The following is a 24,402-nucleotide window of genomic DNA, read 5'->3' on the forward strand; positions in this document are numbered from 1 at the left end:
CTCGGCTCAAGGCTCCGCCGCGATGCTGGCCCAGCAGGTGATGGCGCTACAGACCGTGCTCCAGCGGCCGAACCCCTTGTAGATCTGGGCGGCGATCTGCTCCTGCTGCTGCAGGGTGCCCTCGGCCTTGATCTGCGGATCGGAGACGTTGCGGATCGCGAGCCAGCGCGGCGCCTTGTCGCCCATCTCCTGCGCGACCAGGCCAAGGATGGCATCGCCCATTTCGGAGACGTCGCCGAGCCCCTGGAGATGGAAGTGGTCGTCCGAGGTGTCGAAGCCGAAGAAGTCGGTGGTGACCACGGAGGAGGACAGGCCGCTCGGCTTCACGACGAAGATCTTCGGCGCCCTTGTATTGTCCTTCGGCAATTGCCCGGCATTGGCCTTGAACAGCGTCTTGGCCTGCGCGAACTTCTTCGTCACGGCGGATCTGCTAGAAAAATGATCCTGCGCGAACGGCTGCTTCTTGAACTTCGACAGGCAGTCGAAGCGAACGATCGGGCTGACGACGACGTCGCCGACCTCGAATTCCTTGCCGATGCCGCCGGCCGTGCCCGTGGTGATGACGAGCGTCGGCTGCACCTCGGTGATGATCTGGCGCCAGACGTCGATGTTCGGCAGTTGCGGGCCGTCCTGCGACATGTGCGAATCGGATTTGAAGATCACGACCTTCTTCTTGCCGATCGTGGTGGTCCAGTAGGTCCCGAGCCGTTTCAGCTCCTTGGCCGGACACCCGTTGCGCATCTTCTTGGAGATGGCCGCGTAATTATGCGTATAGGGTACGTAGTCGTTGCGGGAGTCCTTGCCCGGCGTCAGCACGCGGCTGAGGGCGTGGCCCTCGTCGACGGTCCAGGTCACGACCAGGACGTCGGCGCGCGGCAGCGGTCCCTTGCCGTTGCCCTTCGGCTTCGGCCCGGTTTGCGGCGCCAGCCCTTTCGGCCAGGCAATGTCGGTGAAGCGCGACAGCCCGGTCGAGGTCGAGAAGGCCATGAACTCGCGGCCCTCGCTCGACTCGGAATCGAAATCGATGATCTCGCGCCGAAAGTCTTCGGTCGTGACCTTCGCGGATCTCTTCACCGCGCCCTTGGCCACGCGTTTCACCACGAAGGTGTCGGGAGGGGGCGGCGTCGTGATCGGATCAAAACCGAGATTTCTCTCAACCCATTTGCGGTCAGCACGCATCGCATTGTCTCCGCCAAATTGATTTTCAGACGTCTGATTTTGACGAGCGTCTTCCGTTGGTCGGCCAGACAAGCCAACGGTTGCAATTTTAAATCGAAATCCTTGTCGCCGAATGGTCGTGAATATTGACCGATTCCGTGCCGATCCGAGCCAGTCGGATATTGCCCCTGCCAAATAAGAGGTTTCTGGAAAAAATATCGCTCAAATGCCTGAACCAATTTGGGCTTGAGATTACACCTATAGTTGAGGTGCGACAATCTGTCTTCCAATCACAAACGGAGGAAGTCATGGCAAGCTCGACCACGCGCGTGGCGCTGGCGAACAGCGCACGGAAATTGCCGAAGGGGGCCAAGCTCGTCGGCGCGGCCGACCCCAAGCAGGAAATCGAGATCAGCGTCCGCCTGCGCGCGAAGCGGGCCGACGATGAGCAGGTGATGGCGCTCGGCGCGCAACCGCCGCGCGAGCGCCAGTATCTCTCGCGTGCCGAGTTCGGCGCAGCGATGGGCGCGGACCCCGCCGACGTCGCCAAGATCGACGATTTCGCGCATCGCCACGATCTCAACGTCAAGAGCGTGCATCTGGCGTCCCGCACCGTGAAGCTGACCGGCACGGTGAAGGCCATGAGCGCAGCCTTCGGCGTCAAGCTCAACAAGGTCAGGTACGAGGGCGCGACCCATCGCATGCGTAAAGGTAGCGTGCAGATCCCGGCGGAGCTCGCAGGTATCGTGGTCGGCGTGCACGGCCTGGACAACCGGCCGGTGGCGCAACCCCACTTCCGCCGCAAGCTGCCGCGGAAGGGCGCTGCCGCACGCGCCGCGCAGGGCGGCAGCTTCTCGGTCGATCAGATCGCCCAGCTCTACAATTTCCCGGGCGGCGAGACCGGCGCCGGCCAGTGCATCGCCATCATCGAGCTCAACGATATCGACCAGAAGGGCCATCCCACGGGCGCCGGCTACAAAACGTCAGACCTGCGCACCTTCTTCAAGAGGGCGGGCATCCCGATGCCGAAGATCGCACCCGCGAGCGTCGACGGCGGCGCCAACAAGCCCGGCCATTCCGACGCCGACGGCGAGGTCGTGCTCGACATCGAGGTGGCCGGTGCGATCGCGCCCGGCGCCAGGATCGTGGTCTATTTCGCCCCCAACACCACCAACGGCTTCATCGATGCGGTCAAGGCCGCCGTCCACGACACCGCGCGAAAACCTTCGGTGATCTCGATCAGCTGGGGCGGGCCGGAAGACCAGGAAGGCTCGCAGCAATTCGTCGACGGCCTGAACGAGGCGATCCGCGACGCCGCCGCGATGGGCGTCACCGTCTGCGTTGCCTCCGGCGACAATGGTTCGGCCGACATGGGCGCGGACTGGGACGGTAAGCCGCACGCAGATTTCCCGGCCTCGAGCCCGTTTGCACTGGCCTGCGGCGGCACCAATCTGAAGGCGCCGAACGGCCATATCAACGAGGTGGTCTGGAACGGCGGGCCGCAGGGTGGCGCAGGCGGCGGTGGTGTTAGCGTCGTGTTCCCGCGGCCGCAATACCAGGCCCAGGCCCATGTGCCGAAATCACCGACGCATCACAACGGCCGCGGGGTGCCCGATGTTGCCGGCGATGCCGATCCCGCGACCGGCTACGAGATCTTCCTCAACGGCGTCGGCACCACCATCGGCGGCACAAGTGCCGTGGCGCCGCTGATGGCGGGGTTGATCGCCCGCATCAACGAGGCGACGACGAAGAAATTCGGCAAGACCGTCGGCTTCATCAACCCGCTGATCTACGCCGCGCACACGCAAGGCGTGTTCCGCGACATCACGGTCGGCAACAATGACATCACCGGCGATCTGCATGGCATGTACAAGGCCGGCCCCGGCTGGGATGCCTGCTCCGGCCTCGGCGTCCCCAACGGCGAAGCGCTGCAGAATTTGCTCTCGGCGTGATCGGTTCTTCCCTCGCGGGAAGAGGCCTAACTCTCGTGTCCCGGACGCAGCGCGGCATGCAATGACGCGCTGCTGAGCCGGGACCCAGGAATTTGTGGCGAGATGTGCCCCGGCTCTGCGGCGCACCGCGGAAGAAGCGCTGCACTGCGTCCGGGGCACACAAGCTCCCAGCTACTCGTGCCGGTGCCCGTGCTTGCGCACCTTCGCCTGCTTCCCTTCACCCGTCGGGATCATCACCACGCGGCCGTAGCGGACGCCGCGTTCGGCGATGATGTGGTCGGCGAAATGCCTGACCTCGCCGGCGTCGCCGCGCAGCGCCGTCATCTCCATGCAATTGTTGTCGTCGAGATGGACGTGCAGGGTGGCCAGCGCGAGGTCGTGGTGGCCGTGGAATTCCTGCACCAGGCGCTTCGAGAGATCACGCGCGGCGTGGTCGTAGACGTAGACGAGGCCGGCGACGCAGGGGCCGGTTTGCGCGGTGTCCTCGGTGCTCTGTTGCAGGCCGGCGCGCGCGAGGTCGCGGATGATCTCGGAGCGGTTCTGGTAGCCGCGCGCTTCCGCCGCCGCGTCGATCTCGGCCAAAAGATCGTCCTCGATGGTGATCGTAATCCGCTGCATCAGGTCCTCTCCGCGCGCACCGCTCTTGCTACCTCGCCCCGCTTGCGGGGAGAGGTCGGAATTCAAGCGTAGCTTGAATTCCGGGTGAGGGGGACTCTCCACGAGTCCAATTGTCACCGTGGTCGCGGAAGCAGCCCCTCACCCCGCCCCTCTCAGTGCGAGCGAAGCTCGTCGCGGCCCCGTAAGAACGGGGCGAGGGAGCGCACCGTCATCCTCACAGCCGGGTCCCGCGCAGCCGCAGCGCATTCCCGACCACGCTCACCGAGGACAGCGCCATCGCCGCCGCGGCGATGATCGGGGACAGCAGGATACCGAACGCCGGATAGAGGATGCCGGCCGCGATCGGAATGCCGGCGGCGTTGTAGATGAAGGCGAAGAACAGGTTTTGCCGGATGTTGCTCATGGTCGCCTGCGACAGTTTTCGCGCACGCACGATGCCGGTGAGATCACCGCCCAGCAGGGTGACGCCGGCGCTCTCCATCGCCACGTCCGTGCCGGTGCCCATGGCGATGCCGACCTCGGCGGCCGCCAATGCGGGCGCGTCGTTGACGCCGTCGCCCGCCATCGCGACGCTGCGCCCGGCCTTTTGCAGCTTCGTCACCACCGCGCTCTTCTGGTCGGGCAGAACCTCGGCCTCGACCTCGGCGATACCGAGCCGGCGCGCCACCGCTTCCGCCGTCGTGCGATTGTCGCCGGTCAGCATGATGACCTTGATGCCGTCATCGGCCAGCGCCTTCAGCGCTTCCGGGGTCGAGGCCTTGACTGGATCGGCGATCGCGAACAGGCCGGCCAGCTTGCCGTCCACAGCCATGTTGATCACGGTGGCGCCGTCCTGGCGCATCCGTTCGGCCTCGGCATCGAGCGCCCTGGTGTCGATGCCGATCGACCCCAGATATTTCGCGTTGCCGAGCACGATGCTCTTGCCGTCGATTTTTCCGGTCGCGCCCTTGCCCGTCGGCGAGTCGAACTGTTCGACCTGAGCGAGGGTGAGTTGCTTCTCTTTCGCGGCGCGCACGATGGCGTCGGCGAGGGGGTGCTCGCTGGCGCGCTCGACGCTGGCGGCAATGCGGAGGATGTCGTCCTCCGCAAAGCCGGCAGCCTGAACGATCGCAACGACCTTCGGCTTGCCCTCGGTCAGCGTCCCGGTCTTGTCGACCACCAGCGTGTCGATCTTCTCCATCCGCTCCAGCGCCTCGGCGTTCTTGATCAGGACGCCTGCCTGCGCGCCGCGGCCGACGCCGACCATGATCGACATCGGGGTCGCCAGGCCGAGTGCGCAGGGGCAGGCGATGATCAGCACGCTGACGGCGGCAACGAGGCCGAACGCCAGCCGCGGCTCCGGTCCGAACCAGGCCCAGGCGGCAAAGGCGGCGATGGCGACGGCGATCACGGTCGGCACGAACCAGCCCGCGACCTGATCGGCCAGCCGCTGGATCGGTGCGCGCGAGCGCTGCGCGTCCGCAACCATCTGCACGATCTGCGACAGCAGCGTCTCGCGCCCGACCTTGTCGGCGCGCATGATGAAACCGCCGGACTGGTTGAGCGTCCCGGCGATCACTTTTGCGCCTGGCTCCTTGGTGACCGGCATCGATTCGCCGGTGACGAGGGATTCGTCGAGCGCGGAGCGTCCCTCGAGGATGATTCCGTCGACCGGCACCTTCTCGCCGGGGCGGACGCGCAAATGGTCGCCGGCGTGGAGCGCATCGATCTCGACCTCGTGCTCGCCACCATCGGCATCGACGCGGCGCGCGGTCTTGGGCGCAAGCTGCAACAGCGCCTTGATCGCGCCCGACGTCGCGTCGCGGGCGCGCAGCTCCAGCACCTGCCCGAGCAGCACCAGCACGGTGATCACAGCGGCGGGCTCGAAATAGACGGCAACGGCGCCATCATGACCGCGGAAGGTCGCTGGGAAAATCTGCGGCACGACGGTCGCGACGACGCTGTAGACATAGGCGACGCCCGTGCCCATCGCGATCAGCGTGAACATGTTGAGGTTGCGGGTGACCAGAGACTGCCAGCCGCGGACGAAGAACGGCCAGCCGGCCCACAGCACGACGGGTGTGGCGAAGGCGAGCTGAATCCAGTTCGACAGCACCGGATCGATCCAGTCGTGAGGGCCGGCGAGATGGCCGCCCATCTCCAGCACCACCGCCGGCAGCGCCAGCGCGCCACCAATCCAGAACCGCCGCGTCATGTCGGCAAGCTCGGGATTGGGTCCGGTCTCCAGGCTCGCGACCTCCGGCTCCAGCGCCATGCCGCAGATCGGGCAGCTGCCGGGTCCGGCCTGGCGGATCTCCGGATGCATCGGACAGGTGTAGATCGTGCCTGCCGGCATCTCGGGTTCGGGCGCCTTCTCTCTTGCGAGATATTTTGCGGGATCGGCGGCGAATTTGGTGCGGCAGCCGGCCGAGCAGAAATGGAAGGCCTCGCCGTGATGCGTGTGGTGATGCTTCGAGGTCGCGGGATCGACCGTCATGCCGCAGACGGGATCGAGGACCTTGGTCGCGGCGGCGCCATGGTCATGCGCGTGATGCTTGGCATGATCGCCGTGTCCGCCGCAGCAGGAGGACGCTGCGGGCTTGTCGGCTGGCGGAGCAGCCTTGGGGGCTGCCTTGCCGGAACAGCCGCATCCGGAAGATGTTTCCGACGTGTGATGGTGCCCGTGGTCGGCGTCGTTCATTGCCATGCTCCGGCCTTGCAATATATACCCTATGGGGGTATATAGAGCGCATGCGCAAGGACATCAAGGCATCCGTCGGAAAACGTCTTGGCCGGATCGAGGGTCAGGTTCGCGGCCTCTCGAAGATGGTCGAGGAGGACCGCTATTGCATCGACATCGTGACGCAGATCTCGGCCGTGCGTGCCGCGCTGCGCCGGGTCGAGGAAGAGGGTTCCTGGAAAACGGATCACGTCGCCCATTGTGTCGAGCACGCGATCGCGAGCGGCGACAAGGCCGATCAGCGCGAGAAGATCGCGGAGCTGATGGCGGTGATCGGGCGGGCGGAACGGTAGGCTCTCACCATCGTCATTGCGAGGAGCGCAGCGACGGTGGAAAGAGCGGTGCAACGTCTCTCCCCGCGTTCGCGGGGACGACAGCGGGGCTACGCCGCCATCTCCTGCGCGCGTCCCCGCGCGCGGTACATCGCCAGTTCGTTCAGCAGCACAAAATGCTCGGAGCAGTTGGCGCCCATCTCGGCAGGCTGCGCGCTCACTTCTTCAGCCGGAACTTCAGCCGGCGCTTCTTCGTCAACCGTCTCAGGAACGAGCGGCGGCGCACGGAGCGTTTCTGGAAACACACTGAATGTGCCCGCTACCTCCTCGAGCGGCTTCTGCTTGTCGGCCCAGTGCAGCGCGGTGTAGTCGAAGCCGTGCACGATGGTGGGTTTGACGACTTCGAAATAGGGCGAGATGTCGAAGTCGCGGGGCATGTACAGCGAGGAATCGCGGATGTGCAGGATCTCGCGGCGGGCGGCGCGGCTGCCGGCCTTGGTGATCTTCGGCAGGATCGGATAGCGCACGGCATCGAACGCCTGCGCGATCAGTGCCGAGCAGATGATTTTTGTCGGATCGCCCGATCCGATCGCGATCATGCGCCGTCGCCAGCGTTGCGGGATCGGCAGCGGGAACAGGAAGCGCATCAGGTCGATGATGTTCTTGGTGTCGTAGCCGAAGCCGATGCGGTTGATCGCATAGCGGCAGACCGTGGTGCGGTCCTCATAGGACAGCCCGACCGGGCGGCAGAGGCGGGTGTGATACGGGAAATATTTCGACAGCGGTGCCGAGGTGACGCCCTCGCCGATATTGGCTTCGATCAGCACGTGCGGCTCGCCGTTGGGCTCCGTGGCGCCCTCGACCGGACCGACATAGAGCGCGGCATGGGACCAGGTCGACTGCGTCAGATATTTGATGATGCCGGAGATGCGGTTGTTGCCCTCGACCAGCAGCACGTCGCCGGGCTCGATGACGCCGCGCAGGTGCTCCGGGTCGCTCGGCGTGAACGGCTCGTAGCCCGGCACCTCCTTCGAGAGATACGCGGCAATCAGCTTGCCGACTGAGTCCAGAACCGTCCCCATTTCAAACTCCCCCACGGCCTTTTCCGGCCGTCTTTTTCCCTTCTCTATCATGGTCGAAACGTGTTGCAATTCGGTTCATCACTCTGTGAGATCAAGCACGATTGATTCACCATGATGGTTGCCGTGCAACACCAGATGCAGCAAGGTTCGCGGGCTGTTCCCGTTCGCCGCAAGTTCCCGGAAACCATGACATGACAATCACGCGCCGCGGCTTCCTATCGGCGACGGCGGCTCTTGCCGCGATGCCGGTCCTGCGCGCGACTGCCGCACCCCTGCCGCGCGAGGCCGACATTGTCGTGATCGGTGCGGGAGCGGCCGGAATTGCCGCGGCGCGGCGCATCATGGCGGCCAATCGCAAGGTCGTGGTCGTGGAAGCCGCATCCCAGATCGGGGGCCGCTGTATCACGGACAGCACGACCTTCGACGTGCCGTTCGATCGCGGCGCGCGCTGGATGCACAACCCCGAGACCAATTCGATGATCCGGCTGGCGCGCAGTGCCGGGCTCGACGTGCTGCCGGCACCGACCGGCCAGAAGATGCGTATCGGCCGCCGCAATGCGCGCGCGGGCGAGACCGAACAGTTCCTGGCGGCGCTGGTGCGCGCCAACCGCGCCATCGACGATGCCGCGCGCGGCAAGCTCGATACGGCCTGCGCCTCGGTGCTGCCGAAGGATCTCGGCGACTGGGCCGGTGCGGCCGAATTCGTGCTCGGTGCGAGCTTTGCGGGCAAAGACCTCAAGGATCTGTCGGCGATCGACAAGGCGCGCGCGCAGGACCGCAATGCCGCGATCGCCTGCCGCCAGGGCCTGGGGACCCTGATCACCAGGCTCGGCGAACAGGCGCCGGTGGCGCTGTCGACGCCGGTGAGCAGGATTGCCTGGAGCAATCGCGATGTCAGCGTGGAGACGCCATCCGGCAGGATCGCCGCACGCGCCGCCATCGTCACGGTCTCGACCAATTTGCTGACGTCGGGCGCGATCAAGTTCGGGCCTGATATTCCCAAGCGCACGCTCGATGCCGCGTCGAAGCTCACGCTCGGCAGCTACGATCGCATCGTGCTGCAACTGCCGGGTAATCCGCTGGGGCTCTCGCGCGACGACATCCTCATCGAGCAGAGTAATTCGACGCGCACGGCGCTGATGCTCGCCAATATCGGCGGCTCCTCACTGTGTTCGATCGATGTCGGCGGCTCGTTCGGCCGCGATCTCTCCGAGCAGGGCGAGAAGGCGATGGTCGCCTTCGCCAGGGAATGGATCGCGAAGCTGTTCGGCAGCGAAGCGGCCGCCACCGTGCAGAAGACCACCGCGACGCGTTGGAACGCCTCGCCTTTCGTGATGGGCGCGATGTCGGCATCCTCGCCCGGCGGGCAGCTCTCGCGAAAAATCCTGACCGAGCCGATCGGCAACATGTTTCTCGCCGGCGAAGCCACGCACGAGACGCTGTGGGGCACCGTCGACGGCGCCTGGGAAAGCGGCGAGCGCGCGGCGGATGCGGCCTTGCGCAAGATCGGCGCGCTCAAGGACGAGTCGGCCGACGTGCCGACGCAGTCGACGAAGAAGCGCCGCGCGCCGCGGCAGTAGGGCAATTATCGCAAAATCCCGTCGAGCACCGGCAGCCCCGCGATCACCGCCATCGCGATCAGACCGTAGCAAATCGCCCGAAACGCTTTTTCGCTGGCGCGGCCGAACAGCGACGCACCGAACGCGACGCCTATCGCATAGACCGGGCCGACGATCAGCGACAGCACCAGCGACTCGCGTGAGATCAGGCCGGTCGCCGCGTAGCTGACCATCGAAAAGAAATCCGACGCGCCGAAGAACAGCAGGATATTGGCGCGCGCGACGATCGGCGCGATGGGGCGGCCGAGCCAGTAGCCGACGATCGGCGGGCCGCCGGTCTGCGCCAGTCCGCTACAGAAGCCCGAGAGGCCGCCGATGCCGACCGAGAGCCAGGCGTGGTCCTTGCCGCGATAGCGCCAGCCGGACAGCAGCAGCAGCAACAGCGCGGCGACGAAGCCAGAGATGATCCAGCGCGTGGTGACGGGCTCCAGCACGCTGAGAAAATAAGTGCCGACCGGTACGCCGACCAGCGCGCCCAGCACGATCACCGCGGTGGCCTTGCGGTCGGCCTTGCGCCAGGCGTCGGGCAGCAGCGGCGCGGCCGCGACGAAATCGATCACGAGGAGCAGGGCGGCAACGAGACGTGGTGCCGCGATGCTGCTCGCCAGCGGCATGAAGATCAGCGCCGAGCCGAAGCCGGAGAAGCCGCGCGCGGTGCCTGAAACGAAAGCGACGGCGCAGAGCGCCATCGCAATGGTGAGACTGACGTCCTTCGGAAGAAAATCCGCAAGGGTCATGCAAGGGTCATCCGCGCAAGGCGCCGCCGGTCTTTTTCGTGACCTCGGCCACGACCTTTGCCGCAACGGCCTCGATCTCCTGATCGGTCAGCGTCTTCTCGCGCGGCTGGATCGTCACGGCGATCGCAATCGACTTCTTGCCGTCATCGATGCCCTTGCCCTCGTAGACGTCGAAGACATTCACGCCGGTGATCAGCTTCTTGTCGACGCCTTGGGCGGCGCGAACGATGTCGCCGGCCTTGATGGTGCGGTCGACAATGAAAGCGAAGTCGCGCGACACAGGCTGGAAGGCCGACAGCTCGATCACGGGCTTGGCGCGGGTCGGCTTCTTCTTCGCCTCGGGGATGCGGTCGAGGATCACCTCGAACACCATCAGCGGGCCGTCGGCGCCGAGCGTCTCGAGCGCGCGCGGATGCATCTCGCCGAAATAGCCGAGCACGTTCTGCGGGCCGATCTGGATCGTGCCCGAGCGACCCGGATGCAGCCAGGTTGGTCCGCCCGCGACGATCTGCAGCGCCTGCATCGGTGCGCCGGCAGCGGCAAGCACCGCGAGCGCGTCGGCCTTGGCGTCGAACAATTCGGCCTGCGCCGAACCCGACCAGTGTCGTCCCAGACCTTCGGACGAAGCAAAGCCGCGGCGCACGCCGCTCGCCGCCATGAACTGATCCTGCGGGCGGTCGCCCTTGAACACCTGGCCGACCTCGAATAGCGCGACATCGCCGAAGCCGCGATCGGCATTGGCCTGCGCCGCCGCGATCAGGCCCGCCAACAGCGTCGGCCGCATATCGGACAGATCCGAGGCGATCGGGTTGGCGACTTCGAGCTCGCGCTGGCCGCCGCCGAACAGGGTTGCCGCAGACTTCGTGATGAAGGACCAGGTCACCGCTTCGACGATGCCGCGGCTCGCCAGTGCACGCCTGGCGCGGCGGGTGCGGAGCTGCAGCGGCGTCAGCACCGGCTTGCGCGCGTCCTCGCCGCGCTCGAACGGCGTCATCGGCACCTTGTCGACGCCGTAGATGCGCACGATCTCCTCGACGATGTCGGCCTTGCCATGCACATCGGTGCGCCACGAGGGCACCGCGACCTTCACCACCGGACCCGGGCCGGCCATCATGAAGCCGAGATGGGTCAGGATGCGCTTCATCTCCGGCTGCGGCACCTCGATGCCGGAGAGCCGCTTGACCTCGGTGACCGGAAAATCGATCACGCGATCGTCGCCGAAGGCCTTGCCGACCACGACGTTCTCCGACGGCGCGCCGCCGCACATCTCCATCACCAGCTTGGTGGCGAGCTCGAGTCCCGGCACCATGAAGGCCGGATCGACGCCGCGCTCGAAGCGGTAGCGCGCGTCCGAATTGATGCCGAGCTTGCGGCCGGTCTGGGCGATGTTGATCTCGTTCCACAGCGCCGATTCGATCAGCACGTCGGTGGTGTTCTCGTCGCAGCCCGAGGCTTCGCCGCCCATGATGCCGGCGAGCGATTCGACGCCGTGCTCGTCCGCGATCACGCAGATGGCGGGATCGAGATTGTAGGTGCGGCCATCGAGCGCGAGCAGCGTCTCGCCATCGCGGGCGCGGCGCACGACGAGATTGCCCTTTACCTTCTTGGCGTCGAACACGTGCAGCGGGCGGGCGCGGTCGTAGGTCATGAAGTTGGTGATGTCGACCAGCGCATTGATCGGACGCAGCCCGATCGCGGTCAGCCGCTTCTGCAGCCACTCCGGCGACGGCCCGTTCTTTACTCCACGCACCAGGCGCAGCGCGAAGCCCGGACACAGCGTGGCGTCCTCGACCGTGACCTTCACCGGACAGGGGAATTCGCCCTTGATCGGCTTGATGGTCGGGTCCTTGAACTTACCCATGTCGGCGGCGGCGAGATCGCGCGCGATGCCGTGCACGCCGGTGCAGTCCTGCCGGTTCGGCGTCAGATTGATCTCGACCACGGGATCGCCGAGGCCCGCCCATGCGGCGTAAGCAGCGCCGATCGGCGCATCCGCCGGCAGCTCCATGATGCCGTCATGGTCGTTGGAGATCTGGAGCTCGGCCGCCGAGCACAGCATGCCGCGGCTCTCGACGCCGCGGATGGTGCCGACACCGAGCGTGATGTCCTTGCCGGGAATGTAGGTCCCCGGCGGCGAGAACACGCTGACCAGGCCCGTGCGCGCATTCGGCGCGCCGCACACGACCTGTACCGGTGCGCCACCATCGCCGGTATCGACCATGCAGACGCGCAGGCGATCCGCATTCGGATGCTGCTCGGCCGAGATCACCTTCGCGATGGTGAAGGGCTTCAGCGCCTTCGCCTTGTCCTCGATGTTCTCGACCTCGAGCCCGATCATGGTGAGCTTGTCGGCGAGCTTTTCCAGGGGCTCGTCGGTGTCGAGATGATCCTTCAGCCAGGAGAGGGTGAATTTCATGGCTGCTTTTTCTCCACGGAGACGGTCTGCTCCCTCTCCCGCTTGCGGGGAGGGGTGGGTTGGGGGCTCTCTCCGCGATGGTAGTCGCAATGGTTTCGAGAACGCCGCCACGATTGGTCATGACATCCAGGTTGGTGAAGCGGAGAACTTTGAAGCCCTTCGCTTCGATCGCGGCAGAGCGACGCGCATCGGCCCGTTCGCCCTCATCCGAGAAGTGTTGGCCGCCGTCGAGCTCGATGACGAGCTCGGCTGCATGGCAGATGAAATCGGCGACGTAGCGCTCGATCGGCACTTGGCGGCGGAAGCTCGCGCCATTCAGCCGGTTGCCGCGCAGCTCCGACCAGAGGGTTCGCTCTGCATCGGTTGAGTCTCGCCTGAGCGCGCGTGCATTGGCCCGCAGCTTGGGCGGTACTTTCCAGTCCGGATGCTCAGGATCGACCATTGGCAACCCTATCGAGGAGAGACCCCCACCCCAACCCTCCCCGCAAGCGGGAGAGGGAGTCCGACCGTCCTTGCGGCTGGAGCAATCGTATCCCGGCAAGCGGTCACGAGCTCAGTCCTCCCGCAAGCGTCGGCACTTCGAGCGGCTTGAAGCCGTAATGGGACAGCCAGCGGACGTCGCTGTCGAACAGCTGGCGCAGATCGGCGATGCCGTATTTCAGCATGGCGATGCGGTCGATGCCCATGCCCCAGGCAAAGCCCTGGTACTCGTCGGGATCGATGCCGCAGGCGCGCAGCACGTTCGGATGCACCATGCCGCAGCCGAGAATCTCGAGCCAGTCCTCGCCCTCGCCGAACCGGATCTCGCCCTTGTCGCGGCGGCACTGGATGTCGACTTCCAGAGACGGCTCGGTGAACGGGAAGAACGACGGCCGGAAGCGCATGTTGATGTGGTCGACCTCGAAGAACGCCTTGCAGAACTCGTGCAGGATCCATTTGAGGTGGCCGAGATGCGAGTGCTTGTCGATGACGAGGCCTTCGACCTGGTGGAATTGCGGCGTGTGGGTCGCGTCCGAATCGATGCGGTAGGTGCGGCCCGGGCAGATCACGCGGATCGGCGGCTTCTGGCTCAGCATGGTGCGGACCTGCACCGGCGAGGTGTGGGTTCGCAGCAGCATGCGCGAGCCGTCCTCCTTCGGATGGAAGAAGAAGGTGTCGTGCATCTCGCGGGCGGGATGGCCTTCCGGAAAATTCAGCTTGGTGAAGTTGTAGTCGTCGGTCTCGATGTCGGGGCCTTCCGCCACCGAGAATCCCATGTCGGCGAAGATCGTCGTCAACTCGTCCCAGACCTGGCTCAGCGGATGGATGCGGCCGGCTTCAGTCGGCGCATCGCGCAGCGGCAGGGTGACGTCGATGGTCTCGGATGCGAGTCGCGCATCGAGCGCCGCCGACTTCAAGACGTCGCGCCGCGCGGCGAGGGCCTGGGTGACCTCGTCCTTGGCCTGGTTGATCGCGGCGCCTTGCGTCTTGCGCTCGTCCGGCGACATCTTGCCGAGCGTTGCAAGCAGGGCCGAGATCGAGCCCTTCTTGCCGAGAGAGGCAACGCGGACGGCTTCGAGGGCGGCTTCGTCCCCGGCAGCACTGATCTGCGCGAGGACGGATTGGACGAGACTGGCGAGGTCGGACACGGTCGGATCCTTTCAAAACGCTGCCGGTTGTGGCCGCAGCCGGGCCGGAACGTCAAGCCGTATAGCCGTCGTAAATGCAGGGCATTTGAACCCTATAGGCATGGCTGGCACCAACCTGAAGTCGAGGGAGAAGACGATGCGTTTGCGATCCTGGGTGGTCGGCTTGAGCTTGGTTCTTTTCGGGAGCGCGGCTCACGCCGCGGAGGAATGCCCGGCCAAATCGACGTCGATGGATGACATCATCGCGGTCCTGAACGCGGCGCCGAGCTGCGACCGTGCCATGACGCTGTTCGATGCTTGCGCATACGGCGCCAGCGGCGACGTGCAATTCGGCGAAGCGGTCGAGAAGAAGTGCGAGGCCGATTTTGTCGGCCGGCTGAGAACGCCGCAGAAGCTCAGCTATCAGCGCGAGTTGCGGGTCTGCGACCGGAAGTACCGGAACAAGTCCGGCACCATGTATATCTCGGCCACGGCCTTTTGCCGGGCGGAGGTCGCCCAGCGCTACTCGCGACGCGCACTGAAGGCCGGCGGAGCCGGCCGTTAGTGCTGGGCTTGCTCTTAAGCAGCCTCTTAGGCGGCCAGCGCCGCCTTGGCCTTCTCGGCGATCGCCTGGAACGACGCAGGCTCGTGGATCGCGAGATCCGACAGCACCTTGCGGTCCACGGTGATGCCCGACTTGGCGAGACCGTCGATAAATCGGCTGTAGGTCAGGCCGAACGGACGCACGGCGGCGTTGAGACGCTGGATCCAGAGCGCGCGGAAAGTCCGCTTCTTGCGCTTGCGATCACGGAACGCGTACTGCTGGGCCTTTTCCACGGCCGGCTTGGCGGCGCGGATGGTGTTCTTGCGACGGCCGTAGAAACCCTTGGCGGCCTTGTAGACTTTCTTGTGCTTGGCGTGGGCGGTCACACCGCGTTTGACGCGAGACATGACAAAATCCTTCAGAGATGACTTGGTTTTCGGATCGCCGCGCGAGCGCGGCGGAGGTGGCAATGATCTTCGACGATCTTCGACGCGATCAGGCGTTCGGCAAGAAGTACTTCTTGACGTTGTCGCCGTCGGTCTTGAACAGCACGCGAGTGCCGCGCAGCTGACGGATCTGCTTCTTCGTCCGCTTGATCATGCCGTGACGCTTGCCGCGCTGGGCGTGCATCACTTTGCCGGTGGCAGTCACCTTGAAGCGCTTTTTAGCGCCCGATTTGGTCTTCAGCTTGGGCATTTGGCTCTCCTAATGGCCACAGAAATCCGCCCGCGAAGGCGGCTGGCCGTCAAAAATGCTCGTTAGAGCGTTGATTGTGCTCAGGTTTTACGAACAAGCGCGAAACCCGCACGGACACCGCCACGGCAGCCCTTAATCAGCCGGGCGATGAAGGCTGGGCTTATGACAGAGGACGAGCCAAATGGCAACGCTGAACCGCCGAAACCTGCCCGGCGACTATTCGGAGTTACCACCCATATGTCCAAGCCGTGTCGCCTGGAGCAGGACCAAAATGGCCCATTTTCCCCGATCGCTTTCGTCTTTGACCGACCTCGCCCGCCCGCGCCGCCTGGCGCTGCTTGCCGTGCTCGCTATGGCCGCGCTGCCCTCGACCGCCGTCGCCCGCATCGGCGGCTATGACGGAATCTGGAACGTCACTTTCGCCACCACGCGAGGCAATTGCAGCTCCGGTTACCGCGTCCCCTTCACCGTCACCGGCGGCCGGGTGTCGTCCGCCGGCGGCGGCCGGGTCTCCGGCAGGGTCAATCGCAGCGGCGCCGTCGCGGTCCAGGTCTCGGTCGGCGCGTCCCATGCCAGCGGGGGCGGCCGGCTCGCCGGGATGGTCGGTGCTGGCTCCTGGAACGGCATCATTTCCGGCGACCGCTGCAGCGGCACCTGGCATGCGACCCGGTCCTGATACGAAAACGGCCCGCCGGAAATCCGGACGGGCCGTTGAACTCTCAGTCCTGAAAAGCGGACGTCAGCGCGGCGCCAGCACCATGACGACCTGACGGCCCTCGAACCTGGCGTCCTGCTCGACCTTGGCGAGCTCGGCGACGTCGCTCTTGATCTTGTCCAGAAGCTTGGTGCCGATCTCTTGATGCGCCATTTCGCGGCCGCGATAGCGCAGCGTGATCTTGACCTTGTCGCCCTCTTCGAAGAACCGCTGCATCGCGCGCATCTTCACGTCGTAATCGTGGTCATCGATCATCGGGCGGAGCTTGATCTCCTTGATCTCGACGATCTTCTGCCGCTTGCGGGCTTCGGCGGCCTTTTTCTGGGCGGAATATTTGTACTTCCCGTAGTCCATGATCTTGCAGACGGGAGGGCTGACATTCGGCGAAATCTCGACCAGATCCATGCCAGCTTCCTGGGCCATGCGGATGGCCATGACGGTTTCGACCGTGCCCTTGTTTTCACCGGTCTGATCGATCAGCTGGATTTGCGCATTGCGAATATCATCATTGATGCGCGGCCCGTCTTTGCTGGCAACGGGCGGGGCTTTATTGGGACGGCGAATGGGTGGTTCTCCAAAATTGTGAAAGAGGCGGCTAGTCTGAAGGAAGATGCGTTTGCGGGCAAGCAAGTCGCGTGCGGGAAGCGTAAAAGCCTCAAATGCGAGGCATTTAGGTCACGCCCATGGGCACGCTGCAGGACATAGACACCTTGCTTCTGTTCCGCAAGCGTCCCAAAGGGCAATAGCCAATCTGGGCTGGGCCTCGGAACGCATCCAGACAGTTCAAACCGAACAACCAGAGTAAACGTTCCATGAGCAATGCAATTCCCGAAGCCGTACTCGGCTTCATCGATGTGGGCGAGGGCCCGTCCGCACGCAGGATCGCGGTGCGCAGCCGCGCCGGTCGACGACCCGGACTGGTCTGGCTCGGCGGGTTCAAGTCGGACATGCGGGGCAGCAAGGCCGTGGCGCTGGATGCCTGGGCCGCCGACCATGGCCGCGCCGCGGTCCGGTTCGACTACTCCGGCCATGGCGAATCCGGCGGCGATTTCGCCGATGGAACCATTGGAAGCTGGCTCGAGGACAGCGTGGCGGTGTTCGAGCGGTTCTGCGACGGCCCGCAGGTTCTGATCGGTTCCTCCATGGGCGGCTGGATGGCGCTGCTGCTCGCGCGCGAGATCAGGAAGCGGGCCAGCAAAGCGTCGCTTGCGGGCCTGGTGCTGATCGCGCCGGCGCCCGACTTCACCGAGGAGCTGATGTGGAAGAATTTTTCGGCCGCGGTGAAGAAGGAAATCGAAACCAACGGCTTCTGGCTGCGGCCGTCGGACTATGGCGATGGCTCGCCCTATCCGATCACGCGGAATCTGATCGAGGAGGGCCGCAATCATTTGGTGCTCGGCAGCGCCATCGATCTCGGCTGTCCCGTCCGCATCCTCCAGGGCGCGCAGGATCCGGATGTGCCCTGGCAGCACGCCTTCGCGCTGACGCATCGCCTGCCGGCCGACGACGTCGTGCTGACCATGATCCAGGATGGCGATCACCGCCTCTCCCGTCCGCAGGACATCGCCCGCATTCTTGCCGCGGTGGCCGAGATCGGGTGAGAGTTGCCGCCCAACATTCGGTGTCATCGCCCGACTTGATCGAGCGTTCCAGTATTCCAGAGGCCATCGTGCTTTAGCCGAGAAGCCGCGGTGTACTGGATGCCCCGGTCAAGCCGGGGCATGACGGAGAGCGAGAATGGGAGAAATGCCAATGACCGCCACTGCCATGCTGCGCACCTTTTGCGACGCCGTCGAACAGCGTAACGGAAAAGCCTTCGCGGATCTCTTCACCGAGGACGGCGTCTATCACGACGTCTTCTACGGCGCCTTCGAAGGCCGCGAAAAGATCGCGGCGATGGTCGACGACTGGTTCTATCGCACGGCGACCGATTTCCGCTGGGACATGCATGATCCCGTCACCGACGGCACCACGCTCTATGCGCGCTACACTTTCAGCTATCGCTCGACCTTGGCCGAAGCGAACGGCGCGCGGGCGATGTTCGAGGGCGTCGCGATCATGACGCTGCGCGACGGCAGGATCGTGAGCTATCACGAGGTCGCCAACACCGCGCCGGCGTTCGTTGATCTGAAGTTTGCGCCGGAACGGATTGCGAAGATCGTCGGCAAGCAGGGTGCCGAGCTGAAAGCGCGGCCGGAGATGAAGCGGCATCTGGCGTAGGCGCGCGCCCCGGAATGACGACGGAGAGCTACCGCTTCGACGGATTCGCCATCGGCTTGCGCTGTGCCAGTGCTGCGACCGTGGCGGTGCCGATCGGGCCCTGCTCGTCGTAGAGCCAGCATTCGCCAATCGCGACACCATCGGTCGCCTGGTGATTGACCACGTCGAAGCCGATCCAGTTCGTCACCGGCAGGCGGTGCAGATAGATCGTCACGTCGCTGTTGATGTAGCCGAGCCCCTTGTCGCCGGCGTTGGCAAAGGGGCTGGCGAAATCGGCGCCGACAGCGACATGCACGAACGGCGTCATCGGCACGCCGGCCACGAGCTCGCGCACCTCGCTCATCCAGAGCCGGCGCGGACCGAGCGAGCCCATATGGCCGACGATCGGCCGCGTCGTCCATTTGCCGTTCATGCCGAGCCTGGGATCGGTGGGCTTGGGAATGTCGTCCGGCTTCGGCACGTCCCAGTTCGGCGGCGACCAGACGTTGCCGTCCGGATTCTGCGTTTTGCGCAGCAGCTGGCACGAGGCACGCGCCATGCTGACGCCGCCGGAGACAAATTCAGCCTCGACCACGCGAATGCGCAGTCCGTCGCGCACCAGCCGCGTCGTCACCTCGATCGGCTTGTCGATGGTCGGCAGCCGAAACATGTCGACCGTGAGCCGTGCAGGGACGAATTCAGGGCCGGAATGGCGCTCCTCGATGGCGAAGCCGAGCAGTCCGACGATGACGCGTCCGTGCAGCGATTTCGGATCCCAGGGACCGTTGGCCACTTCCGTCGGATGGAATGTATCGCCGTCGCGGGTGAAGAAAGGCATGTTTGTCATGACGCGCGACTTTGAGGAAACGCGTGAGGAAATCAAGGTCCCCCAATCCTCAGGATGAGGAGGCGCGAAGTGCTCTCACCACAACAACGGTGTCATCGCCCGGCTTGACCGGGCGATCCAGTACTCCGAGGCGGTCGTGATTGAACCGATAAGTCGCGGCGTACTGGATGCCCCGGTCAAGCCGGGGCATGACACCGAGAATTAGGAAGCGGCTTGCCACTCCTCACGCACGCTGTCGTCGTGCTCGTTGCTCGCCGCGGCAGACCTCATCGCCTCAAACTCTCCGCGCGACACCAGCTGCTCCAGCGCCCACACAGCAGCGCCACGCACCAAAGCGCTCTCATCGCCGAGCAATCGCCGCGCTTCTTCCGCCAGTATCGCCTCACCGGAGTTACCGATCGCGATCAGCACGTTCCGCAAAAAACGGTCGCGGCCGATGCGCTTCACCGGGGACTTCGTGAACAGCGCGCGAAACGCGGCGTCGTCGAGCCCTGCGAGTTCGGCGAGCGACGGCGCGCGCAATTCGTCGCGCGCGGCGAGCTTTGCCTCGCGCCCCTCCTGCGCGAACTTGTTCCAGGGACAGGCCGCAAGGCAATCGTCGCAGCCATAGATGCGATTGCCGATGGCCTTGCGAAACTCGCGCGGGATCGGTCCCTTGTTCTCGATGGTCAGATACGAGATGCAGCGTCGTGCATCCAGCTTGTAGGGCGCCGGAAACGCCGACGTCGGGCAGATGTCGAGGCACGCCTGGCATGAGCCGCAATGATCGATCTCGGCGTCGTCGCGCGGCAGCTCGAGCGTCGTGTAGATCGCGCCGAGGAATAGCCAGGAGCCGAACTCGCGCGAGACGAGATTGGTGTGCTTGCCCTGCCAGCCGAGATGCGCGGCTTGCGCCAGCGGCTTCTCCATCACCGCCGCGGTGTCGACGAACACCTTGACGTCCGACGGTGCGGTCGCGACCAGCCAGCGCGCGAGCGCCTTCAGGCGCTTCTTGATGAGATCGTGATAGTCGTCGCCCTGCGCATAGACCGAGATCGCCGCGCGCGTGCGCTGCTGCAGGATCGCGAGCGGATCCTGGTCGGGCCCGTAGTTGACGCCGAGCATGATGACGCTGCGCACGTCCTGCCACAGCCCGCGCGGATCGACGCGGCGCTCGGGGTGTGCTGCAAGCCAGTCCATGTCGCCATGGCCGCCCGAGGCGATGAATTCGAGAAAATGCTTTCCGGCGTTTTCGATGGTGCCGGATGCGGTGATGCCGATGCAGTCGAAGCCGAGCGCGCGTGCCTCGTTTGCAAGCGCCGCCTTCAGTTCGGTCGGATCCGAGTTCAGAAGTCGAGGTCCACGTAGGTCCGCGATGCCGGCACGCCCGCCAGCCATTCGCTCAGCAGCGGACGGAACGACGGGCGGGATTTCACCCGCGCGTACCACGCCTTTGCTGCGTCGTCCTCGCTCCATGGCACGTCGCCCAGATAGTCGATCGCCGAGAGATGCGCCGCGGCGGCGAGGTCCGCGTAGGTGAGCCGGTCGCCGGCGAGGAAGTTCCGCGTCTGCGCCAGCCAGCCGATATAGGCCAGATGATAGCGCACGTTGGCCTTGGCGGCTCGCATCACGTCGGCCGAGGGTGCGCCGCCGCCGTTCTCCTCGCTCATGAAGCGCTTGTAGATGCGCTCGGTGACCAGAGGATGCGAGACCTCCTCGAAGAACTTTTCGTTGAACCAGGCCATCAGCCGGCGCACCTCGATGCGCTCGGCGACCGTTTCCGGCATCAGGCGCTTCGGTCCCATGTCGGCGCCATAGGCCTCGTCGACATATTCGGCGATGATCGCCGCGCCCGGTATGGGCGATTGTTCCTTGTCCACCAGAACGGGCGTGGTGCCGGCCGCATTGAGCAGCAGAAATGCCTCGCGCCGCTCCCAGCTGCGCTCTTCGACCAGCCGCAATTCGAGCCCGTATTCTCCCGCGATCAGGCGGATGAAACGCGAATGCGGGCAGAACGGATGATGAAACAGCGTAAACATGAAGCCTTTGACTATTTGATGGTGATTAAGATTCCATCAATGTTTGTGCGGCGCCACACTAGTCCTTCAAAACCGCGAGGCAAGGGCGTGACGTCGCATTTTGCGATTGCGAGAGCAGGACGAATAGGCGAGAAGAGCCCCGCTTTTCCAGCGGAAATGGACCGTAAATATGTCAGACGCAATACGGGCAGTGATCCTCGGCATCATCGAGGGTGTGACCGAGTTCCTTCCCGTGTCCTCGACCGGCCACCTTCTGCTCGCGGAGCGCTTCTTCCATCTCGGCGAAGGCGCCTTCTGGGATTCGTTTACCGTTCTGATCCAGCTCGGTGCGATCCTTGCGATCGTCGTGCTGTACTTCAAGAAATTGTGGGACGTCGCGATCGGCATGTTCACCGGCGACGCCTATGCCCGCCGCTTCGTGATCGGCGTGCTGGTGGCGTTCCTGCCCGCGGTCATCGTCGGTCTCGTCGCCGGCAAATACATCAAGACCCTGCTGTTCAATCCGTGGGTGGTGTGCTTCTCGCTGATCGTTGGCGGCGCCATCCTGCTGTGGGTCGATCGGCTTAATCTCAAGCCGCGCGAGCATGACGCCACCCGCTTTCCGCTGCTGATGTATCTCTATATCGGCATCGCGCAGTGCATCGCGATGATCCCGGGCGTGTCGCGCTCCGGCGCCAGCATCGTCGCCGCGATGTTTCTGGGCGCCGACAAGCGCGCGGCGGCCGAGTTCTCGTTCTTCCTCGCCATCCCCACCATGATCGGCGCGTTCGCCTACGATTTCTACAAGAGCCGCTCCGAGATGACGATGGACCACATGGGCGTCGTCGCGATCGGCTTCGTGGTGTCGTTCATCACCGCAATCATCGTGGTGAAGACGTTTTTGTCCTACGTCACCCGCCACGGCTTCGTGTTGTTTGCCTGGTGGCGCGTGATCGTCGGCACGCTCGGCCTGATCGCGCTGGCGCTCGGCCATTAACCTCTCGAAAACTCACTGACGCGCCTCAACGCAATATAAGCTTTTGATCGGTAGGCAGTTTCCAGAGCAGGGCGGCGCGCGCCCGGCACAGGAGCTGAGCCATGACCCTCGTCAGCGGCTGGGGGCGTTTCCCGGTCGTCGATAGCGAGCTGCTGCGGCCGCGGTCGTTCGAGGCCGTGGGCGAAGCCGTGGTGACGGGCTCCGTGGCCAGGGGCAATGGCCGCGCCTACGGCGATGCCGCGATCGGCGCCATCAGAACCATCGCGATGACAGGGTTCGATCGAGTCAGGTCGTTCGATCCCGTGACCGGGCGCATCCGGCTCGAAGCCGGCGTGCTGCTGTCGGACCTGATCGACACTTTTGGCCGGCGCGGTTTCCTGCCCTTCGTCGTGCCGGGTACGCGCTTCATCTCGGTTGGCGGCGCCATCGCCGCCGATGTCCACGGCAAGAACCATCATTGCGAGGGCGGTTTCGGCCGCTATGTCGACAGCATCTTGCTGCGCACCGGGCAGGGCGAAACCATCGAAGCTTCGCGCGAGCAGAATTCCGATGCCTTCTTCGCAACCGTCGGCGGCATGGGCCTCACCGGGGTGATCCTGGAGGCGACGATGCGGCTGCGACCGGTCGAAACGGGGTGGATCCGCGAGCGGGTGATCTCGGCATCCGATCTCGATGCCGCGATGCGCGCGCTCGATGCGGGCGATTCAGCGACCTATTCGGTGGCCTGGATCGATTGTGCCGCACGCGGCAGCGAGCTCGGCCGCTCGCTGATCTATCTCGGCGAGCACGCAAGGGCAGACGAGCTTGCCGACGGCGCCGGTGCATTTCCCGCCGGCAAAAATCCCGGCCTCGCGGTGCCCATCGACCTGCCGTCGATGACGCTGAACCGCTACAGCATCCGCGCCTTCAACGAGCTCTACTACCGCATGGGCGCGCGGCGCGCCGGCGGCAGCCATGTGGTCTCGCTCTATCCGTATTTCTTCCCGCTCGACAGCATCGCCGACTGGAACCGCATCTACGGCCGGCGCGGCTTCCTCCAGCATCAATGCGTGATCCCGGAGCTGGGCGCCCGCGCCGTGCTCGGCGAGATCCTCGATCGCGTCGCCCGGCGCGGCGATGCTTCCTTCCTCGCGGTGCTCAAGAAACTTGGCCAGGGCGACGGCATCCTGTCGTTCCCGCTGCCCGGCTACACGCTGGCGCTGGATTTCCCGGTGAAGGGCGACATCCTGAATTTCCTCGACGAGATCGACCGCCTGGTCGTCGCCGCCGGCGGCCGGCTTTATCTGGCGAAGGATGCTCGCCAGTCGCGCGCCACGTTCGAAGCCGGCTATCCGGCCTTGCGGCGCTTCAACGCGATCCGCAAAGCGCTCGATCCCGCCGGGACCATCCGCTCAAAACTTTCACAACGCCTGTTCGATGAGGTTTAAGCCGTGACGTCACGCAAGTCCGCAATTGTGCTCGGTGGCTCCTCCGATATCGGCCGCGCCGCCGCGCGCTCCTTTGCCAAGGCCGGATTCGATGTCGCGCTCGCAGGCCGTGACGTCGCCGCACTGGAGCCTGACGCCGCCGATCTGCGCGCGCGCTACAATGTCGAGGTTGGCCTCCACAAATTCGATGTGCTCGATACCGCTTCGTTCGAAGGCTTTGTCGGAGCGCTTCCTGCGTTGCCTGATGTCGTCATCTCGATCGTCGGCCTACTGGGCGTGCAGCAAAATGCCGAAAGCGATCTTGCGCACGCCACCACGATCATGCGCTCGAACTACGAGGGGCCCTCGTTGATTCTCGGCCTGTTCGCGGAGAAATTTTTGGCACGCGGCAGCGGTACGCTCGTCGGCGTCTCATCCGTCGCCGGCGATCGCGGCCGCGCTTCCAATTATGTCTACGGCTCGGCGAAGGCAGGCTTCTCCGCCTTCCTCTCGGGCCTGCGCGCCCGCGCCAGCCGCGGCGGCGTTCACGTCGTCACAGTGAAGCCCGGCTTCGTCCGCACGAAAATGACAGAGGGCATGAAGCTGATCGGCCCGCTCACCGTCGAGGCGCCGGTCGTCGGCGATGCGATCTTCAACGCCGTCGAGAAGAAGACCGACGTCGTCTATGTCAGCGGCAAATGGCGTCTCGTGATGCTGATCATCAAGACGCTGCCGGAAGCGGTGTTCAAGAAGCTGAAGTTTTGAGGCGGTTGCGGCTGACGGTGCGCTCCCTCGCCCGCTTGCGGGAGAGAGGGTGCCTC

At 64.9% G+C, this 24,402-nt stretch carries 23 protein-coding genes and 1 pseudogene; 10 read left to right on the forward strand and 14 right to left on the reverse strand.

What is annotated here, in order from left to right:
• Nucleotides 1–6: 6 nt before the first annotated feature.
• A complete protein-coding gene (locus BJ6T_RS03240; protein ID WP_014490855.1) occupies nt 7–1,179 on the reverse strand; it encodes a phosphorylase family protein in 1,173 nt (390 codons plus the stop codon).
• Between the two features lie 287 nt (nt 1,180–1,466).
• On the opposite strand from BJ6T_RS03240, the gene BJ6T_RS03245 reads away from it, so the two are divergent.
• A complete protein-coding gene (locus BJ6T_RS03245) occupies nt 1,467–3,110 on the forward strand; it encodes a S53 family peptidase (RefSeq protein ID WP_014490856.1) in 1,644 nt (547 codons plus the stop codon).
• Between the two features lie 171 nt (nt 3,111–3,281).
• Here BJ6T_RS03245 and nikR read toward each other — a convergent pair whose 3' ends face one another.
• On the reverse strand, nt 3,282–3,728 hold the full coding sequence (nikR, locus tag BJ6T_RS03250) for a nickel-responsive transcriptional regulator NikR (protein WP_028169707.1): 447 nt from the start codon (nt 3,726–3,728) through the stop codon (nt 3,282–3,284).
• A 214-nt stretch (nt 3,729–3,942) separates the two neighbouring features.
• Nucleotides 3,943–6,408, reverse strand: coding sequence for a heavy metal translocating P-type ATPase (locus BJ6T_RS03255; protein WP_014490858.1), 2,466 nt, complete (start codon nt 6,406–6,408; stop codon nt 3,943–3,945).
• Between the two features lie 50 nt (nt 6,409–6,458).
• Between BJ6T_RS03255 and BJ6T_RS03260 the strand changes: the two genes are divergently transcribed.
• A complete protein-coding gene (locus tag BJ6T_RS03260; RefSeq protein ID WP_014490859.1) occupies nt 6,459–6,740 on the forward strand; it encodes a metal-sensitive transcriptional regulator in 282 nt (93 codons plus the stop codon).
• A gap of 89 nt (nt 6,741–6,829) precedes the next feature.
• On the opposite strand, the gene BJ6T_RS03265 is transcribed toward BJ6T_RS03260, so the two are convergent.
• A complete protein-coding gene (locus BJ6T_RS03265) occupies nt 6,830–7,801 on the reverse strand; it encodes a YiiX/YebB-like N1pC/P60 family cysteine hydrolase (protein ID WP_014490860.1) in 972 nt (323 codons plus the stop codon).
• Between the two features lie 191 nt (nt 7,802–7,992).
• On the opposite strand from BJ6T_RS03265, the gene BJ6T_RS03270 reads away from it, so the two are divergent.
• Nucleotides 7,993–9,381: a flavin monoamine oxidase family protein gene (locus BJ6T_RS03270; protein WP_014490861.1), complete on the forward strand. Its 1,389-nt coding sequence runs from the start codon at nt 7,993–7,995 to the stop codon at nt 9,379–9,381.
• Nucleotides 9,382–9,386: 5 nt separating this feature from the next.
• Here BJ6T_RS03270 and BJ6T_RS03275 read toward each other — a convergent pair whose 3' ends face one another.
• The 4 genes and pseudogenes from BJ6T_RS03275 to pheS all read right to left on the reverse strand — a co-directional run bounded on the left by BJ6T_RS03275 (nt 9,387) and on the right by pheS (nt 14,201).
• On the reverse strand, nt 9,387–10,157 hold the full coding sequence (locus BJ6T_RS03275; RefSeq protein ID WP_014490862.1) for a sulfite exporter TauE/SafE family protein: 771 nt from the start codon (nt 10,155–10,157) through the stop codon (nt 9,387–9,389).
• 7 nt (nt 10,158–10,164) lie between these two features.
• Nucleotides 10,165–12,573: a phenylalanine--tRNA ligase subunit beta gene (pheT, locus tag BJ6T_RS03280; protein ID WP_014490863.1), complete on the reverse strand. Its 2,409-nt coding sequence runs from the start codon at nt 12,571–12,573 to the stop codon at nt 10,165–10,167.
• 136 nt (nt 12,574–12,709) lie between these two features.
• Nucleotides 12,710–13,015 (reverse strand): annotated as a pseudogene (locus BJ6T_RS43050) (endonuclease domain-containing protein); the annotation flags it as partial.
• 103 nt (nt 13,016–13,118) lie between these two features.
• Nucleotides 13,119–14,201 (reverse strand): phenylalanine--tRNA ligase subunit alpha, encoded by a 1,083-nt coding sequence (gene pheS, locus BJ6T_RS03290; protein WP_014490865.1) that lies wholly within the window; start codon nt 14,199–14,201, stop codon nt 13,119–13,121.
• A 136-nt stretch (nt 14,202–14,337) separates the two neighbouring features.
• Between pheS and BJ6T_RS03295 the strand changes: the two genes are divergently transcribed.
• Nucleotides 14,338–14,745 carry a hypothetical protein gene (locus BJ6T_RS03295; RefSeq protein WP_014490866.1) on the forward strand — a complete coding sequence of 136 codons (408 nt, stop codon included), beginning with the start codon at nt 14,338–14,340 and terminating at the stop codon, nt 14,743–14,745.
• 26 nt (nt 14,746–14,771) lie between these two features.
• On the opposite strand, the gene rplT is transcribed toward BJ6T_RS03295, so the two are convergent.
• Nucleotides 14,772–15,131, reverse strand: a complete 360-nt coding sequence (gene rplT / locus BJ6T_RS03300; RefSeq protein WP_014490867.1) for a 50S ribosomal protein L20 — start codon at nt 15,129–15,131, stop codon at nt 14,772–14,774.
• An 88-nt stretch (nt 15,132–15,219) separates the two neighbouring features.
• Nucleotides 15,220–15,420, reverse strand: coding sequence for a 50S ribosomal protein L35 (gene rpmI / locus BJ6T_RS03305; RefSeq protein WP_008539890.1), 201 nt, complete (start codon nt 15,418–15,420; stop codon nt 15,220–15,222).
• Nucleotides 15,421–15,691: 271 nt separating this feature from the next.
• Between rpmI and BJ6T_RS03310 the strand changes: the two genes are divergently transcribed.
• Nucleotides 15,692–16,096, forward strand: a complete 405-nt coding sequence (locus tag BJ6T_RS03310; protein ID WP_014490868.1) for a hypothetical protein — start codon at nt 15,692–15,694, stop codon at nt 16,094–16,096.
• A 63-nt stretch (nt 16,097–16,159) separates the two neighbouring features.
• Here the strand turns inward: BJ6T_RS03310 and infC are convergent, their stop codons facing one another.
• Nucleotides 16,160–16,699 carry a translation initiation factor IF-3 gene (infC, locus tag BJ6T_RS03315; RefSeq protein WP_080583890.1) on the reverse strand — a complete coding sequence of 180 codons (540 nt, stop codon included), beginning with the start codon at nt 16,697–16,699 and terminating at the stop codon, nt 16,160–16,162.
• 248 nt (nt 16,700–16,947) lie between these two features.
• On the opposite strand from infC, the gene BJ6T_RS03320 reads away from it, so the two are divergent.
• Nucleotides 16,948–17,736 (forward strand): alpha/beta hydrolase, encoded by a 789-nt coding sequence (locus tag BJ6T_RS03320; protein WP_014490870.1) that lies wholly within the window; start codon nt 16,948–16,950, stop codon nt 17,734–17,736.
• A gap of 151 nt (nt 17,737–17,887) precedes the next feature.
• A complete protein-coding gene (locus tag BJ6T_RS03325) occupies nt 17,888–18,355 on the forward strand; it encodes a nuclear transport factor 2 family protein (RefSeq protein ID WP_014490871.1) in 468 nt (155 codons plus the stop codon).
• Nucleotides 18,356–18,383: 28 nt separating this feature from the next.
• On the opposite strand, the gene BJ6T_RS03330 is transcribed toward BJ6T_RS03325, so the two are convergent.
• The 3 genes from BJ6T_RS03330 to BJ6T_RS03340 form a co-directional block, all read right to left on the reverse strand.
• Nucleotides 18,384–19,181, reverse strand: a complete 798-nt coding sequence (locus BJ6T_RS03330; RefSeq protein ID WP_028169709.1) for an acyl-CoA thioesterase domain-containing protein — start codon at nt 19,179–19,181, stop codon at nt 18,384–18,386.
• Nucleotides 19,182–19,382: 201 nt separating this feature from the next.
• On the reverse strand, nt 19,383–20,558 hold the full coding sequence (queG, locus tag BJ6T_RS03335; RefSeq protein ID WP_014490873.1) for a tRNA epoxyqueuosine(34) reductase QueG: 1,176 nt from the start codon (nt 20,556–20,558) through the stop codon (nt 19,383–19,385).
• Nucleotides 20,507–21,199 carry a glutathione S-transferase family protein gene (locus BJ6T_RS03340; protein ID WP_014490874.1) on the reverse strand — a complete coding sequence of 231 codons (693 nt, stop codon included), beginning with the start codon at nt 21,197–21,199 and terminating at the stop codon, nt 20,507–20,509. The genes queG and BJ6T_RS03340 overlap by 52 nt, the downstream gene beginning before the upstream one ends.
• 169 nt (nt 21,200–21,368) lie before the next feature.
• Between BJ6T_RS03340 and BJ6T_RS03345 the strand changes: the two genes are divergently transcribed.
• From BJ6T_RS03345 to BJ6T_RS03355, 3 genes are all read left to right on the forward strand, one after another.
• Nucleotides 21,369–22,175, forward strand: a complete 807-nt coding sequence (locus BJ6T_RS03345; protein ID WP_014490875.1) for an undecaprenyl-diphosphate phosphatase — start codon at nt 21,369–21,371, stop codon at nt 22,173–22,175.
• A gap of 101 nt (nt 22,176–22,276) precedes the next feature.
• Nucleotides 22,277–23,602: an FAD-binding oxidoreductase gene (locus BJ6T_RS03350; protein ID WP_014490876.1), complete on the forward strand. Its 1,326-nt coding sequence runs from the start codon at nt 22,277–22,279 to the stop codon at nt 23,600–23,602.
• 3 nt (nt 23,603–23,605) lie between these two features.
• Nucleotides 23,606–24,346: an SDR family oxidoreductase gene (locus BJ6T_RS03355; RefSeq protein WP_014490877.1), complete on the forward strand. Its 741-nt coding sequence runs from the start codon at nt 23,606–23,608 to the stop codon at nt 24,344–24,346.
• Nucleotides 24,347–24,402: the final 56 nt, after the last annotated feature.

This window comes from Bradyrhizobium japonicum USDA 6 (assembly GCF_000284375.1).
GTDB lineage: Bacteria > Pseudomonadota > Alphaproteobacteria > Rhizobiales > Xanthobacteraceae > Bradyrhizobium > Bradyrhizobium japonicum.